This is a genomic window from Paenibacillus sacheonensis (assembly GCF_009909195.1).
Lineage (GTDB): Bacteria > Bacillota > Bacilli > Paenibacillales > Paenibacillaceae > Paenibacillus_Z > Paenibacillus_Z sacheonensis.
Map to the genome: position 1 here is coordinate 433412 of NZ_JAAAMU010000005.1, position 14920 is coordinate 448331.

A 14920-nucleotide genomic window follows, 5' to 3' on the forward strand; every position below is an offset into this window, starting at 1 on the left:
ATGTTTGGTTTACCAATCTGACACTCATTATAGTAGAAATGAAGCGATGGCAAGATGTATTATATAACAGTGACATGTCCAATATTGCTGCAAAGTGAGGTTTGGCTCTCGTGTTAGCCGAAATTATGAGCTGCGGGTATTCGTATCATTCGCAGCCTTTTCAAATGACCAATCCCGAAGGACTTCGCGCCTATCTGTTCCGTTTTCAAACGGAGGGCTCCTGCGAAGCGCTCGTCGACGGCCGCATGCAGCGCATCGAAGCCGGCGACCTGCTCCTGTTCAAGCCCGGCGATTCCTACAGTCTCAACGTCTCCTTCGGGCTCCAGGACGTCTCGACCGCCCAAGGCACCGGCATTTCAAGCGGCGATTATTTCGTGATTTGCCGCGGAGAATGGCTCGACGACTGGTGGAACCGCAGGGAACGCAAGCGGAAAGTCAAAGTCGTACCGGACGAGCGATGGCTGTCGCTTTGGCAGGCGCTCATATTGGAGAAGCGCCGATTCGAGGAGGAAGACCCGGAGCTCGCCGATTATTTGCTCCGCGCGCTCTGCTTGGGGCTGGACCGCGCCGTCGCCACGCAGTCGGTCCTGCAGGGCAAGTCGTTCGTCGCCACCCGCATGAAAAATTTCATCGACGAACAAGCCGCGCTCTCCTTCACGGTCGCGGACGTCGCCGCGCATGTCGGCTTAAGCGTGTCGCGTACCGTCCATCTGTTTAAGGAATGCTATGGCTTGACCATCATACAGTATACCCAAAACGTCCGGTTATCCATGGCCATCGAGCGGATCAAATACAGCAGCATGACCTTGGATCAAGTGGCCGAAACATGCGGCTTCGGCAGCTATTCGTACTTCTTCCGCGTCTTTCGGCAGAAGTACGGCGTGTCGCCGGCAGCCTACCGGGTGAAGTGACGGGTCAAGCTCGCGAAACCGTACGGGGTGCGGCTTTCAGAGCCTTCGCGCCTGCCGCCCTTCTGCGGCAGAACGCTTGGATACACGGCTCGTTTCTTTACCTGCATCGTTTTTTTCTCTATAATTAGCGATTAAAGAGGTGTGACATGATTATTATAAAAACCAAAGACGAAATCGAAAACATGCGTAAAGCCGGCGAAATCCTGGCGGCCTGCCACCGCGAAATCAAAGGCATGATCAAGCCGGGGGTCACCACGAACGAGATCGATCAGTTCGTCGAGAAGTTCCTCAAGCAGCAAGGCGCCACGCCGGAGCAGAAGGGCTACAAAGGCTATGCGTTCGCGACCTGCGCGTCCGTGAACGACGTCATCTGCCACGGCTTCCCTTCGTCCGTTCCGCTGAAGGACGGCGACATCGTGACGATCGACATGGTCGTTAATTTGAATGGCTGGCTGGCGGATTCTGCCTGGTCTTATCCGGTCGGCAGCGTGTCCGAGGAAGCGGCGAAGCTGCTGGCCGTCACCGAAGCGTCGATGTACAAAGGCATCGAGCAGGCGGTCGTCGGCAACCGCATGGGCGACGTGTCCAATGCCATTCAGAAGTATGCCGAGGAGAACGGCTTCTCCGTCGTCCGCGATTTCATCGGACACGGCATCGGCCAAGACATGCACGAAGAGCCGCAGGTGCCGCATTACGGTCCTCCCGGACGAGGCATTCGGCTGAAGGCCGGCATGGTCATGACGATCGAGCCGATGTTGAACACGGGCGCCTGGCAGAGCAAGATCGACAGCGACGGCTGGACCGCGCGCACGATCGACGGCGGACTCTCCGCGCAGTACGAGCACACGATCGCGATTACGGACGAGGGTCCGATCATTCTGACCAAACAATAGCGATTCGTCGTTGACATGCAAGAAGAAGGGCCTTTCCCCGGCAACTGCCGGAGGAAAGGCCCTTCTTCTTTGTAACGATGCCTATATATCCCTGCATAGCGATAGTCTACCGGGCGGCCATGGTCATCTGACTTCGTTCCGGTCTTCCGATCTTAGCCCAAACATTTCTCGATCAAAGCCATCCGGATGTACAAGCCGTTCTGGGCTTGACGGAAGTAGGCTGCCCGCGGATCGTTATCGACCTCCGGGTGAATTTCCCCCGCGCGCGGCAGCGGATGGAGGATCAGCGCATTGCGCTTCATCGTATCGACGAGCTTGCGGTCGATAATGAATTTCCCCTCCGCCTTGCTGTACTCCTCCAGCGATGGAAAACGCTCTTTCTGGATACGGGTTTGGTAGAACACGTCCGCCGACGCCGCAAGGTTCTCCAGCTCGGTCGCTTCCTCGTAGGCGACGCCCTTCCCGTCCAAATACTGCTTCACGTAGGTAGGAATGCGTACGTTCTCGGGCGAAACGAACGAAATGCGGACATCCCGGTAATTGGCCAGCAAATAGCTGAGCGAATGTACCGTACGGCCGTAGGTCAAATCGCCGATCATCGCGATATGGACGCCATCGATGCCGCCGAATTCCTTCTGAATCGTATAGAGGTCGAGCAGCGCCTGAGTCGGATGCTCCCCGGAGCCGTCGCCTGCGTTAATGACCGGCACGTCCGACACCGCGGCAGCGCGTTTGGCCGCGCCGATCTCCGTATGCCGCATGACGATGAGATCGCTGTAACCCGATATGATGCGGATCGTATCTTCCAGCGTCTCCCCTTTGATCGCCGACGAGAACTGGCTCGCATTCTCCGTCCCGATCACTCTTCCGCTGAGACGATGCATCGCGGATTCGAAGGAGAATCGCGTCCGCGTGCTCGGTTCGAAGAACAGCGTGCTCATGATTTTGTTCGGATAGCGCTGGATGCCGCCGCGTTCGGCCGCCTGTTCCATTTCTTTCGCCGAGCCGAACAGCTCGTCCAGCTCCTGACGGTCGAACTGCTTGGCTCCCAGTACATGATAGAGCGTACTCATCTCGCGTCCATTCCCTTCTGCCATAAATTCACTCCATCTGATTATAAAGGAGCCTCCCCGCCGGAGACAAATCAGCCGTGCCGCCAGCCGCCGTATTCTAGCCGATAATCAGCTTCTCTTCGGGATACTTGATATTCAACGGCCTCTTCCGGGACCTGAATAGGGAAATGAACAAGAACATGCCGATCCGTCCGAAGAACATGAGCAGGATGAGCGTGATTTTGCTTGCCGGATGCAAGGTCGAAGTGATCCCTGTCGACATGCCGCAGGTGCCGAAAGCCGAGGCGACTTCGAAGAGCACCGCCGACAGATCGAATTTATGCGCCTCCGATACCAGAAGCGCGAATACGCCTGCCATGACCAGCAGAATCGAGAGCGTGAAGAACACGAAGCTCTTCAGGATATCCTCCCGGTTAAGAGAACGGCGGAACGCCCGCGGTTCATTCTCCCCTCGGAAGAACATGACGACGGTCAAGAAGATGACCGCCACGGTCGTCGTTCGAACGCCGCCCCCAACGCTCGACGGGCTTGCCCCGATGAACATTAAGCCCGATACGATCAACAGCGTAGCCTGGTGCAGCGAGGAGACGTCGACGGTCGTCAGCCCCGCGCTGCGGGAAGTAACGGACAGGAACAGTGCGTTCATAAGCCCGCTGCCGGTAGACATGTTTCCTAAGGAATGCCCGGCCTCCGTCAACCAGATAGCCGCAGCCCCGCCGATCACCAGCACCGCGTGCGTGACCAGCGTAAGCTTCGTAAACAAGGAGAAGCGAAACCGCGCGCCCTTCTCTTTCCTGCTGCGCACGAACCGCCACAGCTCCACGAGCACCGGAAACCCCACCGCTCCCAGCACGATCAGCAGCATCGTGAGAATTTGGATCGGCGCGTTGTCGGAATAACGAATGAGCGAATCGCCGAATAGATCGAAGCCGGCATTCGTAAACGCGGATATCGCATGGAACAAGCCGTAATAGGCGGCTTTCGCGAGCGAATCCGTATAACCCGACGCATAGATGAAAGCCGTAAAGAGCAGCGTGCCGATCAGTTCGATGGTCAAGGTCAGAATAAGCACGATGCGCATCAGTTCGACCAGTCCCGACAGCTGGTTCTGATTCTGATCGATCATGATCAGCTTGCGCTCCAGCAGGCCGATATGCTTGCCCACGAGCATCCAATAGAAACTGCCGAGCGTCATGATGCCGACCGCGCCGAACTGAAAGGCGACAAGCAGCACCGCAATTCCGAAAGCATTGAATGTGTCGCCCGTGCCTACGGTCGTCAAGCCCGTCACGCTGATCGCGCTAACGGACGTAAACAACGCATCGAGCGGCGATACCGATACGCCTTCCTTCCAGCTGATGGGAAGCATGAGCAGCAGCGCGGTCAGCATGATGACGATGAAATAAGCGCCCGACACCAGCTGCGCCGGGGATAGTACCGTTAGTAGTTTTTTGATCATGACTGCAGCTTCCCTTCCTTCATCTTACAATTGTAAACGAAGTGATAGGGCTGCATACAGTCCTTTCGACAAAAACCTCTTCGGGAGGCGCGAGAACGGGCCGCACGATGGAAGGGAACGATATCGCCATGGTTATGCGGATCCGCGAGATAAGCTCGGACGCGTGCATGAATCAGTGATTGATACTATTCTATTGAACCTCTTATCGCTTGGTGCTATATTCTAACTGAAAAAAGGTGGACCACTAAAATCTGCTGTCCCTGCAGAAAGGAATGCCGCATATGACCAACGATTATGCAAAGACTGCGCTTCGCGACTCCTGGCTGCGCCACCCCGTGTTAGGCGACCCGTCGTTCGACACGTTCGAACGAATCGGGGATGCCGTACATACGTCGCAACCGCCGTTCGAATGGGCGGTCAACGGCTCGTTGTTTCGCGATCCGAAGGATGGCGCCTGGTATTATTACGCCGGCTTATATCCGCTCGGCTACGCATTAATTCCGGATGACACCTGCCATATCGTAATTTATCGCTCGACCGACGAAGGCGCGAGCTGGACGAGCCTCGGCCGGGCGTTCGAGCCCGGATTTATGTTCGAAGGGCATGCGTTCGCGTCCGATATTTGCCCCGATGCCGTCGCGATGTACGACGAGCTGAGCGATACGTACTGGCTCAGCTACGATTGGTGCTCGAACAATTCCGATTGGACGAACATTTTCAACCCCGAAGGAACGGGAACCGATTCCGGAGCAGCGCTTGCTTGGTCGAAAAGCCCGGCCGGCCCGTTCCATCGGCTGCCGCGGCCGCACATAAGCAACGTCGAGCTCTCGGGCCATAAGGGCCGGTTCAAGCGAATGTACGCTTCGACGCTGCTGAGGCGCAGCAGCGACTGGATTGCGCTGACCTTGTGCGACTCCGGCGACTGCTTCTCTTGGGGACTTGCCGTTATGACAGCGCCTTCTCCGGAAGGGCCGTGGTCGCTCCCCACGATCGTGCTTTCCGTCGATACGCCTGACTATTACCCGGCGCCAGTCGAGTTTTATCCGTGCTTTGCCGCGGACGGCATCATTTATGCGCCAGCTACGTCGGTTGCGGCGTCGCGCAATTACCAGGCGGTATTCGCGTCAGCGATGGAAGAGGCGCACAAGCCGGATGCGTGGCAGCTGCAGTTCGACGGGAACGCATGGCATAGCCGGCCGAGCGAGGACGAGAAATACGGCATATGGGGTCAAACGTTCCACGGCTTCGTGCAGGATGGGCGTCTAAACGTGATGTACCCGTCCAAAAACGGACAAAATTACGGCACCTTGTTCGTCGCTTCGCGCCCCTGGCGGCAGCCGTTAAGCGATGGCTTCACGCTGTCGGCCCACGTCGGCAAATCGATCGCGCCGCTGCTGGCCGGCTACGCGGATTTCGAGCTGCAGGCTTCGTTTACCCTCGTCGGCACGATCGACATCGCGTTCGATTACGCCGGCTTGCTCGGGCCTCACGGCAGCGTTAGCGATGCGGTGCCGCATCCGCTCGCACTCGCGAATTACAAGGCACTGCGCATTAGCGACGACAACAGTGTCAAGCTTGTATCGGTCGATGCCGACGGCAGCGAGCACGTGCTCGCGTCCGCCAGCTTTGACGCCCCGATCGGCACCGTACGGCTGCGGCGATCAGCCGGCCGCATGATCGCATCGAATGGCGATACGGTATTCGCCGACGTCGCTTGCGATTCGGAAGGCGACAGGCCGCTGGCGCTGATCGCCCACGAATGGTCGAACTTCGCTTGTCGAACGTTCGAGTTACGCGGTAACGCCGGCAGATACGAGCTGGGGTTCAACAGCTTCGACGCGCTGCTTGGCGCTGGCCAACGCGCCGGCGATTGGACTGCTCCGGACGTTGATGCCTCGTTATTCCGCTCGGGAGCGGCGTTTATAGGCCGCCAGCAGCTGAAGGCAAAATGGAACGTGATCGGCAGCGGCTTCGAGCTGCATGCGCCAACATCACCGGATTGGGGAAAAGCGGACGTCTATGTGAACGGCGTTTGGAGCGGTACGATATCGTACTGGTCGAAGCAGGCAGAGCAATCCCGATGCGTCTATTCAAGCGGCACATTGCCGCAAGGCCGGTACGGCATCCAACTGGTTGCGAGCGAAGGAAGCTTCCCGCTGGACCGCATCGTCGTATTCGGCACCTCCGGCGCGAAACGCGCTTGATCGAATTTCCTCCCTCGTTCTTATCCAGCGCATGCAATGTACGGTCGTTGTAAAAACAAACAAAGGCCGGTTCCCAGAATGAAGATCATTCTGAAAACCAGCCTTTGTTTTCGTATGCGGTCGGAGGGATTTGAACCCTCACGCCTTGTGAGCGCCACCCCCTCAAGATGGTGTGTCTGCCGTTCCACCACGACCGCGGAGTGATATGAAATTGTCATATCGATGAGGTAAAAGTGAGTCATGTAGGATTCGAACCTACGACACCCTGATTAAAAGTCAGGTGCTCTACCAACTGAGCTAATGACTCGAAGATTGAAAGGAACTTGGTGACCCGTAGGGGACTCGAACCCCTGTTACCTCCGTGAAAGGGAGGTGTCTTAACCACTTGACCAACGGGCCCTACTCAGTCGTTTTTTCGACAAGCTTTTCAAACGACAAGTAATAATATATCAGACCCGAAGTTCAATAGCAAGACATTTTTAGAAATAAATTTCGTTCCATGTTCGGGCAGCTGTCCCGGCATAAAACGTATTGTTCGCCATTCATCCCCTGCTTATTCTTCCTTAGTCCAACAAAAAAAAGCCCCTGGAATTCAAGGACTTGTTCGTTGTAAGGTTGGTGCGGTCGGAGGGATTTGAACCCTCACGCCTTGTGAGCGCCACCCCCTCAAGATGGTGTGTCTGCCGTTCCACCACGACCGCGAAGTGATATGAAGTTGTCCATATCGAAAGCTAAAATGGTGACCCGTAGGGGACTCGAACCCCTGTTACCTCCGTGAAAGGGAGGTGTCTTAACCACTTGACCAACGGGCCTTGCTTACCGTTCCGCAAAATGCGAGAAAGGTTTATAGAATCGTTACGTGCAGGCGAAAAGCCTTATGCCATAAAAATGGCGGAGAAGGAGGGATTCGAACCCTCGCACCACTTACGCAGTCTAACCCCTTAGCAGAGGGTCCCCTTGAGCCACTTGGGTACTTCTCCAAATATGGCTCCCCGAACAGGACTCGAACCTGTGACAACTCGATTAACAGTCGAGTGCTCTACCAACTGAGCTATCAGGGAATAATATTTAGTGACAAGAAATAATGTATCATGTCTTGGAAATGAAGTCAAGCTTAGATAATAATAATTGACCGCGGCATCTTCCGCATGCGTACCGGCGCGGATCCGTCCTGCGTTTCCTCATATATTCCATGCCGCAGCTGCGGCATAGCAGCTTGAACCGATAGGGCTCCGGCTTGCGCTTCTCCCCTGCCGGCAGCGCCTTGCAGAAGCGAGAACCGCCGACTTTGGCGAGCAGCTGCTTAAAATCCTGGTCGCGGTGATTGTAACCCCGCTTCAGGATATGCAGATGATAGTGGCACAGCTCGTGCTTGATGATCTTCTCCGTCTCTTCTTCGCCGAAATTGCGCAGCTGGTGCGGACTGATCTCGATATCGTGCGTTTTCGTGAAATAGCGGCCGCCCGTCGACTTCAATCGCCCATTGTAAGTAGCCCGGTGGCGGAAAGGCAGTCCGAAATATTGGATGGATACGCGTTCCACCCATTCCTGCAACTGATGATCTTGTTCCTGCATCCCTTTAATCTCCTCACGCGGTAATACTTGAATTTTAAAGGACGAATACGCTACACTGTCAAGAGGTATTCATCGGATATTCATGAAGGGAGACGTTAAGCATGGCAATTATGCGATACATTATTATGAAAAGCGATCAGGAGGTTTCGTTCGTCGAAATGCCTGCTTCGCATGCTTACCAGCTGAGCGCATTGAACTTGCGCCTGCACAAAGAAATCGACAAGCTGACGGCCAGCCATGTTCCCGCGCTTCCGCATGCGATCGCGGAATGCGCGGATGTCGAGCTGCACGACAAGTCGATCGTCGTCCATTCCGGCCTGGCGTACTTGAACCAGCTGGAGCGGGATTTTGCGGGCATCGAAGAGAAAACATACCCGCTGATCTCGCTGCTGACCGAAATCCGCGCCTTGCAGGCGCAGCTCGAGCAATGGTATGAAGAAGAATACGACATGTAAAGCGTTAATAAGCGGCGAAACCGCATGAAATGTCAGTTGGACCTGCACGGACATTCGCCTACTTCCATACACTACTTAGTACAACAAGCGATGTCTGGAAGGAGGGCGAAAGCGATGCCGCAATGGCTGTGCAACCAACTGATGCGCGCTTACTTGAAGAAAGACCGCCGGCAGATCCGACTGCTGAACGACTGCTGGTATTTCTATCGTACTCGTCAACATCATGGCGACGACCCCGTGACTTTATAGGAACGCAACCCGTAATTGCAGCGACCTTAAAAGTATAACGAACTTAGTATACAGCAGCTATCCCAACATAAAAGGGTGCTATCTCTTTGCAGTGACGTTTCCACGCGACTGCTCGGAGATAACACCCTTTTCGACGTCTGCCGCGCTCTAGACGTCTACCGCATCTTAACGGCTGCAGGCAGCCGTCGAATCAGCCCGGCTTTCGCATCGTGAGGCTGACTCTGCCTTTCTTCGCGTCCACGCCGAGCACCCAGACCGTGACGGTATCGCCGACGGAAACAACGTCCATCGGATGTTTGACGAATTTGCCGCTCAGCTGCGAAATGTGTACGAGTCCGTCATTCTTGATGCCGATATCGACGAACGCCCCGAAGTCGATGACGTTCCTCACCGTGCCCTGCAGCTCCATGCCCGGCGTCAGATCTTCGATGCTGAGAACGTCGGTATGGAAGATCGGCGCGGGCAGCTCCTCGCGCGGATCGCGGCCCGGACGAAGCAGGCTGTCGACGATGTCGCGCAGTGTCGGTACACCGACGCCGAGCTGGGCGGCCACGTTGTCCGTCTCGATCGCCAACAGCGCGGCCCGGAACGCTTCGCTGCCGAGCTGATTCAGCTTCAAGCCCAGAATGCCGCACAGCTTGTCCACGACGGCGTAGGACTCCGGATGGATCGGCGTCCGATCGAGCGGATTGCTGCTCTCGAGCACGCGGATGAAGCCGATGCACTGCTCGTACGTCTTGGCGCCGAGGCGCGGAACCTTCTGCAGCATTTTGCGGTCCTTGAAGATCCCTGTCTCCTCGCGGAATTTCACGATATTCTTCGCCGTCGTCGCATTGATGCCCGCCACGTAAGACAGCAGCGACGGCGAAGCCGTGTTGACGTCTACGCCGACATGGTTTACCGCCGACTCCACGACGCCGCCGAGAGTCTCCTCGAGCCGTTTCTGGCTGACGTCATGCTGATATTGGCCGACGCCGATCGCTTTCGGCTCGATCTTGACGAGCTCGGCCAGCGGATCCTGCAGCCTTCTGGCAATGGATACGGCGCTGCGCTCAGCGACGTCAAGCTTCGGAAACTCTTCGGCCGCCAGCTTGGATGCCGAATAGACGCTCGCTCCCGCTTCATTAACAATGATGTATTTGAGCTCGCCTGCGCCGGCCAGCTTGTCCGCCTTGCGTTTGCCGATCAGGCTTGCGATGAACTGCTCCGTCTCCCGCGAGGCGGTGCCGTTGCCGATCACGATAAGTTCGACCCGGTAGCGGTCGATCAGTCCGTTGATGAGCTTCTCCGCCTCGGCCACTTTGTTGTTCGGCGGCGTCGGATAGGAAACGGCCACTTCCAGCAGCTTGCCCGTCTCGTCGATGACCGCGAGCTTGCAGCCGGTCCGGAAAGCAGGATCGACGCCAAGCACGACGTTGCCCCGTACCGGAGGCTGCAGCAGCAAATTGCGCAAATTCGTCGAGAAGATCGAGATGGCGTGTTCCTCCGCCTTCTCCGTCAATTCCCCGCGCACCTCGCGTTCGATGGACGGCGCGATGAGACGCTTGTACGCATCCTCGATCGTGGCAAGCAGCACGGAGCGAACGCCTGGAGCCGTGCCCACGCGAAGCAGCTGGCGATCCATGTAATCATGGATCTTGTCGGATGTCAGATCCAGCGATACCCGCAGCACATCCTCGCGCTCGGCCCGGTTGATCGCCAAAATACGATGCGGCGGCAGCTTCTTGAGCGGCTCTTGGTAGTTGTAATACATCTCGTATACGGTCTCCTGCGCGGCATCCTTCGCTTCCGTGCGCAAGATGCCGTGGTCGAAGGTGTAACGCCGAACCCAAGCTCGCGTCTTCGCATCGTCCGCAAGCTGCTCGGCGATGATGTCCATCGCGCCGCGCAGCGCGTCGTCTGCGGTCTCCACGCCTTTGCCGGCATCGATATAGTTGGCGGCCTCCCGAAGCGGTTCGCCCTGCCGCGGCTGGGCAAGCAGCCACTGCGCCAGCGGCTCGAGCCCTCTCTCGCGGGCAACGCTGGCCCGCGTTTTGCGTTTCTGACGATACGGCCGATATAAATCTTCGATTTCCTGCAGCTTTACCGCGCCGACTATGGAGACCCGCAGCTCTTCCGTCAGCTTGCCCTGCTCGTCGATGAGCCGGATCACTTCGCGTTTGCGCGCCTCCAAGCTGCGCATATACTGCAGCTTCTCTTCGATCGCGCGCAGCTCGTTCTCGTCCAGCTCGCCGGTCATTTCCTTCCGGTAACGGGCGATGAACGGAATCGTGTTGCCTTCGTCCAGCAGCGACACCGCCGATTTCACTTTGCCGTGCGGCAGGTTCAGCTCCGCCGACACCCGCTTCACGATGACAGCTTGCTCCGCGGCCTGTTCTTCCGGCGTCAACTCGATCTTGCCCGAGGGTCCGTCCATCTCTTCGTCCTTCAACCGCTGCTTCGTCTCAGCCACGATGTCATTCCTCCATCATAACGAATAGAACCCTTCGTACCGGCATTAAGCCGGCACGTAAGGGTTGTTTGCCATTTCAAATCCGATTGTCGTCTGCGGGCCATGGCCGGGATAAACCCGAACCGACGGATCCAGCTTATAGAGCTTCGTCCGAATGGAGTCGAACAGGTCGCGCTCCTTGCCGCCAGGCAGATCGGTACGGCCCACCGACAGCTTGAACAGCACGTCGCCGCTGATCAGATGCCCGCCGCATAATAGGCTGACGCTGCCTGGCGAATGGCCCGGCGTATGCATCACCCGGAACGTATGGCCGATCAGCTCCAGCTTCTGGCCCTCCGAGAGCGCATACTCCGCAGGAGCCGTCGTCAGCGGCGCCGTCACGTCCGACCAGCGGGCCGAGCCGTTCTTGCGCGCGTCCTCCAGCCAGTCGGCCTCTTCGTCATGCAGGTAGACCGGGCAGCCGAATGCCTGCCTCATCTCTTCGACGCCGCCCATATGATCGAAATGCGCATGCGTCAGCACGATCGCTTCCATTGCAAGGCCGCGCTCGCGGATCCGCTCGATCAGGCGTTTGGGCCCCATGCCGGGATCGACCACGAATGCGCGCTTGCCTTCGTCCTCGGTAACGAGGTAACAATTCGTTTGCAGCGGTCCAAGGGTAAACGTCTCGATACGCATCGGATTATACGGAAGCCAGCAGCGTGCGGAGCTCGTCTACGATCAACTGCTGGTACCCCGTGCCTTCGCCGTAGCGGCGGCCGATTTCCTGGCGGGCTGCCGTCAGGTTCTCCTGATAATCCGCGGCATCGCGGTCGGTATTCGCCTGCTTGAACGCAGCCATCGGTTCCTGTATGTACGTCGGGCGCGGTCCCCATTGGCCAAGCACGGCGCCGCCCGTATCGACGATCAGCACGACCGGGATCGAACGGCCGCCAAGCGTCAGAAACTCGTCCATCGTGTCGAGATGCTGCTCCATGATAAGCACTTCGACCGGCATGCCGGTTGCTTCCAATGCCTTGAATACGACCGGAACGTTGCGGACGACGTCGCCGCACCAATCCGCGGCGATGATCACGCAGCGAAGATCGTCGCGGTTGTTAATGGATTCGAAGAACTCGCGGTCCTCCGCGTTCGCCCATTCAAACCGGCTGCCCCAATCCCGGAACGCCTCTTGGTTCTTCGTCATGGCATCGATAAATTGCTGCGGGCCGATTCCCTTGCCGAGCTTGTTCGCTACATTTTTACCCATCGTTAAGGACCTCCCAAGTTACGCCTATGCAGGCGGTATCATGCGTTCGCGGTATGTTTAGATTTCAATTGTATCAAACCCGCCGCGGTGCGCACAAACGAAACGTCTAGATCGATTTCCCGCGGCGTTTGAGCACCATGTACACGACATATATGATCAGAAGCGCAATGGCGATCAGAATGGCCGGCTGCACGTACGGCGCTGCTTTGTCGTCGATGTCTTCCCAATTCTCGCCCAAGGAACGGCCGAGCAGGACAAAGAGCACGACCCATGGAATGGATGCAAGGCCCGTCAACGCGGTGAACCGCCAGAACGACATGCGCGCGATTCCCGCCGGAATCGAGATGACCTGGCGCATGACAGGCACGAAACGGGCAGTGAAGACGATGCCGTTGCCGTAACGCTCGAACCATTTATCGGCGATATCGAGATGCTTCGGCTTGATTTTGATGAATTTGCCGTATTTCTCGAAGAACGGCCTGCCCGCGAAGCGCCCGATGCCGTACAGGATCCACTGCTGCGCCACGGCGCCGATGAAGCCGAACAGCAGCGCGCCCTCCAGCGATACCTCGTGCTGAGACACGAGATAGCCCGCATAGCCGAGGACGATCTCGCTCGGAATGACTTCAATCATCAAACCGATCATAATGCCGAAATAGCCAAGGCCTTCAATCCATTCCAGTAACGCATTGACCAGATCATGAAACCAGCTCATTCTTCATCTCCTATTCATCTCTAGTACGGACACTGCCAAGGAATTCTATCTCTCTCTTAGGGTATTCTAGCATACTTGCAGACATGCCTCCAGCCCGAACGCCCTCAAGGCTTGGTCATTGCGAGCCAAGCCCGCGCATAGACTTGCAGTAACTAATCCTTGTCCGAAAAGGAAGGTGAAGCGGATGTCCAATATTTTCGTCGTCAGCAAAAAACAGCTGCGCCTGATTTACCTGCTGCTGCTGCTCATCGTTTTTACCGCCGTCTGCCTGCGCTGGAACCAGTCGCGCGCGGCGATGACCGCACCGAAGGAAATGCAGGTTTTCCAGCTGGTGACCGGGGAATTCAAGACGACGACTTCGGACGGCAAAGAGCTGGAAGTCTATCGCTGGGACCCCGCGTCTATCGTCGTGCATAAAGGAGCGTCCGTGGAGCTGCGAATCGCCGGCGTGAACGGCGGCTCTCACCCGTTCATCATCCAGGAGCTGGGCATTAAGGGAGAAGTGAATAAGGGACAAACGACGGTCGTGCATTTTACGGCAGACCGGCGCGGAACGTTCGCCATCGAATGCTTGACGCATACGTCGCTCGCGAACGGCGGGCCGATGGTTGGCTATATTACCGTTTTATAGGGAGACGCCGGCATCATGCGCGGGAACGGGGGTCGTGAGGGTCAGCCGGCGAGGCGCAAACGCATAAGGGGTACGCAGTGACCTGAGGCACGGAGGGCGCATATATAGGGGTAGAGAGGAGTCGGTAACGATGAAGCCTGCCGCATCTACCCAGAAGCACTCATCCTCCTTCCCCAGCGCGCGCAAAATCAAACGCGCCTGCGAGAACGAGCTGTACCGTACCATTAAACGGCTCGGCGTCTATATCCCGAAAGAAAAAGTCGAGCTTGCCGAGAAGCTCTACGTCCAAAAGGTATTCCTGAACCTGCAGTGGATCCACGAGAATGCCAGCAACCGCAAGCTGCTGTCCGACTGGTGGGACGAGAACGTGAGCGGCGAAATCGCCTCCTTGTGGGAAGTCGATCAGGATCGGCTCCGCAAGTCGTTCCGGGATGCTTTCGGCGGATGATTGCCTTGCATACGCGGACGCCGCGTCAAGGAACGAAGCAGATGCTTCGCGCGGTCGCCGAGCATGCTGCCGAACGAATCGCGGAACGCAGAACGGCAGCACAGCTCTTCTTCGAGAGAGCCGTGCTGCCGTTGTCGTTAGTGAGGGGTATGCAAGAGGTCAGCCGATGATCGCGAACGTTTCGACGCCGGCCGGGATGAAGCGCGAACGGAACAAGACGCCGTTCGCATTAAACGCTTGAATCGTATACGACACGTTCGTTAACGTACGGATGTTATTGAACCGCACGACGCCGAAGCGGTCAAAGGATGCCGTAGCCACGACTCGATTGTTGCGGATCAGACGGGCGAAGAAGCCGGCCGTATCGAATGGCACGCCGTTATTGGCTACCCAGACGACCGTCAGACGACTGAAGATCGGGCCCGTTTGTTTGACCAGCGTACGCGGAACCGCGCGTTTGATGACTTTACCGGTGCTCCGTGCGCCTAATTGGGGTTTTACGCGTGCAACTGCCATTACCATCACTCCTTCCAGCGAATTCCTACAGCTTATGCCGCAAGCCATTCGCTGGACTGGACAATCCTCCTGATTTCTCCGCCTATTCTT

At 57.1% G+C, this 14920-nt stretch carries 16 protein-coding genes and 7 tRNA genes; 8 read left to right on the top strand and 15 right to left on the bottom strand.

The window, feature by feature from the left end; genetic code table 11:
- Nucleotides 1-110: 110 nt before the first annotated feature.
- Both GT003_RS12585 and map read left to right on the top strand, forming a co-directional pair.
- Entirely contained in the window at nucleotides 111-911 is an 801-nt protein-coding gene (locus GT003_RS12585) for a helix-turn-helix domain-containing protein (protein ID WP_161698055.1), read from the top strand.
- Between the two features lie 146 nt (nucleotides 912-1057).
- Nucleotides 1058-1804, top strand: a complete 747-nt coding sequence (map, locus tag GT003_RS12590) for a type I methionyl aminopeptidase (RefSeq protein ID WP_161698057.1) — start codon at nucleotides 1058-1060, stop codon at nucleotides 1802-1804.
- A 152-nt stretch (nucleotides 1805-1956) separates the two neighbouring features.
- Here the strand turns inward: map and pyrB are convergent, their stop codons facing one another.
- Both pyrB and GT003_RS12600 read right to left on the bottom strand, forming a co-directional pair.
- Nucleotides 1957-2901 (bottom strand): aspartate carbamoyltransferase, encoded by a 945-nt coding sequence (gene pyrB, locus GT003_RS12595; protein WP_239565973.1) that lies wholly within the window; start codon nucleotides 2899-2901, stop codon nucleotides 1957-1959.
- A 73-nt stretch (nucleotides 2902-2974) separates the two neighbouring features.
- Nucleotides 2975-4336 (bottom strand): TrkH family potassium uptake protein, encoded by a 1362-nt coding sequence (locus GT003_RS12600; RefSeq protein ID WP_161698059.1) that lies wholly within the window; start codon nucleotides 4334-4336, stop codon nucleotides 2975-2977.
- A 281-nt stretch (nucleotides 4337-4617) separates the two neighbouring features.
- Here GT003_RS12600 and GT003_RS12605 point away from each other — a divergent pair, with 281 nt between their 5' ends.
- Nucleotides 4618-6540, top strand: coding sequence for a hypothetical protein (locus GT003_RS12605; RefSeq protein WP_161698061.1), 1923 nt, complete (start codon nucleotides 4618-4620; stop codon nucleotides 6538-6540).
- A gap of 115 nt (nucleotides 6541-6655) precedes the next feature.
- Here GT003_RS12605 and GT003_RS12610 read toward each other — a convergent pair.
- The 8 genes from GT003_RS12610 to GT003_RS12645 all read right to left on the bottom strand — a co-directional run bounded on the left by GT003_RS12610 (nucleotide 6656) and on the right by GT003_RS12645 (nucleotide 8115).
- A tRNA-Leu gene (locus GT003_RS12610) sits at nucleotides 6656-6737 on the bottom strand.
- Nucleotides 6738-6774: 37 nt separating this feature from the next.
- Nucleotides 6775-6847 (bottom strand) — tRNA-Lys (locus GT003_RS12615).
- Nucleotides 6848-6864: 17 nt separating this feature from the next.
- A tRNA-Glu gene (locus GT003_RS12620) sits at nucleotides 6865-6939 on the bottom strand.
- Nucleotides 6940-7156: 217 nt separating this feature from the next.
- Nucleotides 7157-7241 (bottom strand) — tRNA-Leu (locus GT003_RS12625).
- A 36-nt stretch (nucleotides 7242-7277) separates the two neighbouring features.
- Nucleotides 7278-7352 (bottom strand) — tRNA-Glu (locus GT003_RS12630).
- Nucleotides 7353-7429: 77 nt separating this feature from the next.
- Nucleotides 7430-7520: transfer RNA gene (locus tag GT003_RS12635), tRNA-Ser, on the bottom strand.
- Between the two features lie 5 nt (nucleotides 7521-7525).
- Nucleotides 7526-7601, bottom strand: a tRNA-Asn gene (locus tag GT003_RS12640).
- A gap of 28 nt (nucleotides 7602-7629) precedes the next feature.
- Complete coding sequence (locus GT003_RS12645) at nucleotides 7630-8115, bottom strand: SprT family protein (protein WP_161698064.1); 486 nt, start codon at nucleotides 8113-8115, stop codon at nucleotides 7630-7632.
- A 101-nt stretch (nucleotides 8116-8216) separates the two neighbouring features.
- On the opposite strand from GT003_RS12645, the gene GT003_RS12650 reads away from it, so the two are divergent.
- Both GT003_RS12650 and cmpA read left to right on the top strand, forming a co-directional pair.
- The gene (locus tag GT003_RS12650) at nucleotides 8217-8570 is read left to right on the top strand and encodes a hydrolase/acyltransferase (RefSeq protein WP_161698066.1); all 354 of its coding nucleotides are present in this window, start codon (nucleotides 8217-8219) and stop codon (nucleotides 8568-8570) included.
- 114 nt (nucleotides 8571-8684) lie between these two features.
- On the top strand, nucleotides 8685-8819 hold the full coding sequence (gene cmpA, locus GT003_RS12655; protein WP_161698068.1) for a cortex morphogenetic protein CmpA: 135 nt from the start codon (nucleotides 8685-8687) through the stop codon (nucleotides 8817-8819).
- 190 nt (nucleotides 8820-9009) lie between these two features.
- On the opposite strand, the gene GT003_RS12660 is transcribed toward cmpA, so the two are convergent.
- The 4 genes from GT003_RS12660 to uptA form a co-directional block, all read right to left on the bottom strand.
- Nucleotides 9010-11235 carry a Tex family protein gene (locus GT003_RS12660; RefSeq protein WP_161698313.1) on the bottom strand — a complete coding sequence of 742 codons (2226 nt, stop codon included), beginning with the start codon at nucleotides 11233-11235 and terminating at the stop codon, nucleotides 9010-9012.
- Nucleotides 11236-11316: 81 nt separating this feature from the next.
- Nucleotides 11317-11949 (bottom strand): MBL fold metallo-hydrolase, encoded by a 633-nt coding sequence (locus GT003_RS12665; protein WP_161698070.1) that lies wholly within the window; start codon nucleotides 11947-11949, stop codon nucleotides 11317-11319.
- Between the two features lie 4 nt (nucleotides 11950-11953).
- Nucleotides 11954-12520, bottom strand: coding sequence for a thioredoxin family protein (locus GT003_RS12670; protein WP_161698072.1), 567 nt, complete (start codon nucleotides 12518-12520; stop codon nucleotides 11954-11956).
- A gap of 106 nt (nucleotides 12521-12626) precedes the next feature.
- Nucleotides 12627-13235, bottom strand: coding sequence for an undecaprenyl phosphate transporter UptA (gene uptA, locus GT003_RS12675; protein ID WP_161698074.1), 609 nt, complete (start codon nucleotides 13233-13235; stop codon nucleotides 12627-12629).
- 184 nt (nucleotides 13236-13419) lie between these two features.
- On the opposite strand from uptA, the gene GT003_RS12680 reads away from it, so the two are divergent.
- The 3 genes from GT003_RS12680 (at nucleotide 13420) to GT003_RS12690 (ending at nucleotide 14484) form a co-directional block, all read left to right on the top strand.
- A complete protein-coding gene (locus GT003_RS12680) occupies nucleotides 13420-13866 on the top strand; it encodes a cupredoxin domain-containing protein (protein ID WP_161698076.1) in 447 nt (148 codons plus the stop codon).
- A gap of 130 nt (nucleotides 13867-13996) precedes the next feature.
- Entirely contained in the window at nucleotides 13997-14314 is a 318-nt protein-coding gene (locus tag GT003_RS12685) for a dehydrogenase (protein WP_161698078.1), read from the top strand.
- Nucleotides 14311-14484 carry a hypothetical protein gene (locus tag GT003_RS12690; RefSeq protein WP_161698080.1) on the top strand — a complete coding sequence of 58 codons (174 nt, stop codon included), beginning with the start codon at nucleotides 14311-14313 and terminating at the stop codon, nucleotides 14482-14484. Before GT003_RS12685 ends, GT003_RS12690 begins: the two co-directional genes overlap by 4 nt.
- Here GT003_RS12690 and GT003_RS12695 read toward each other — a convergent pair.
- Nucleotides 14474-14830 (bottom strand): hypothetical protein, encoded by a 357-nt coding sequence (locus GT003_RS12695; protein ID WP_161698082.1) that lies wholly within the window; start codon nucleotides 14828-14830, stop codon nucleotides 14474-14476. The two genes, GT003_RS12690 and GT003_RS12695, sit on opposite strands and share 11 nt — an antisense overlap.
- Nucleotides 14831-14920: the final 90 nt, after the last annotated feature.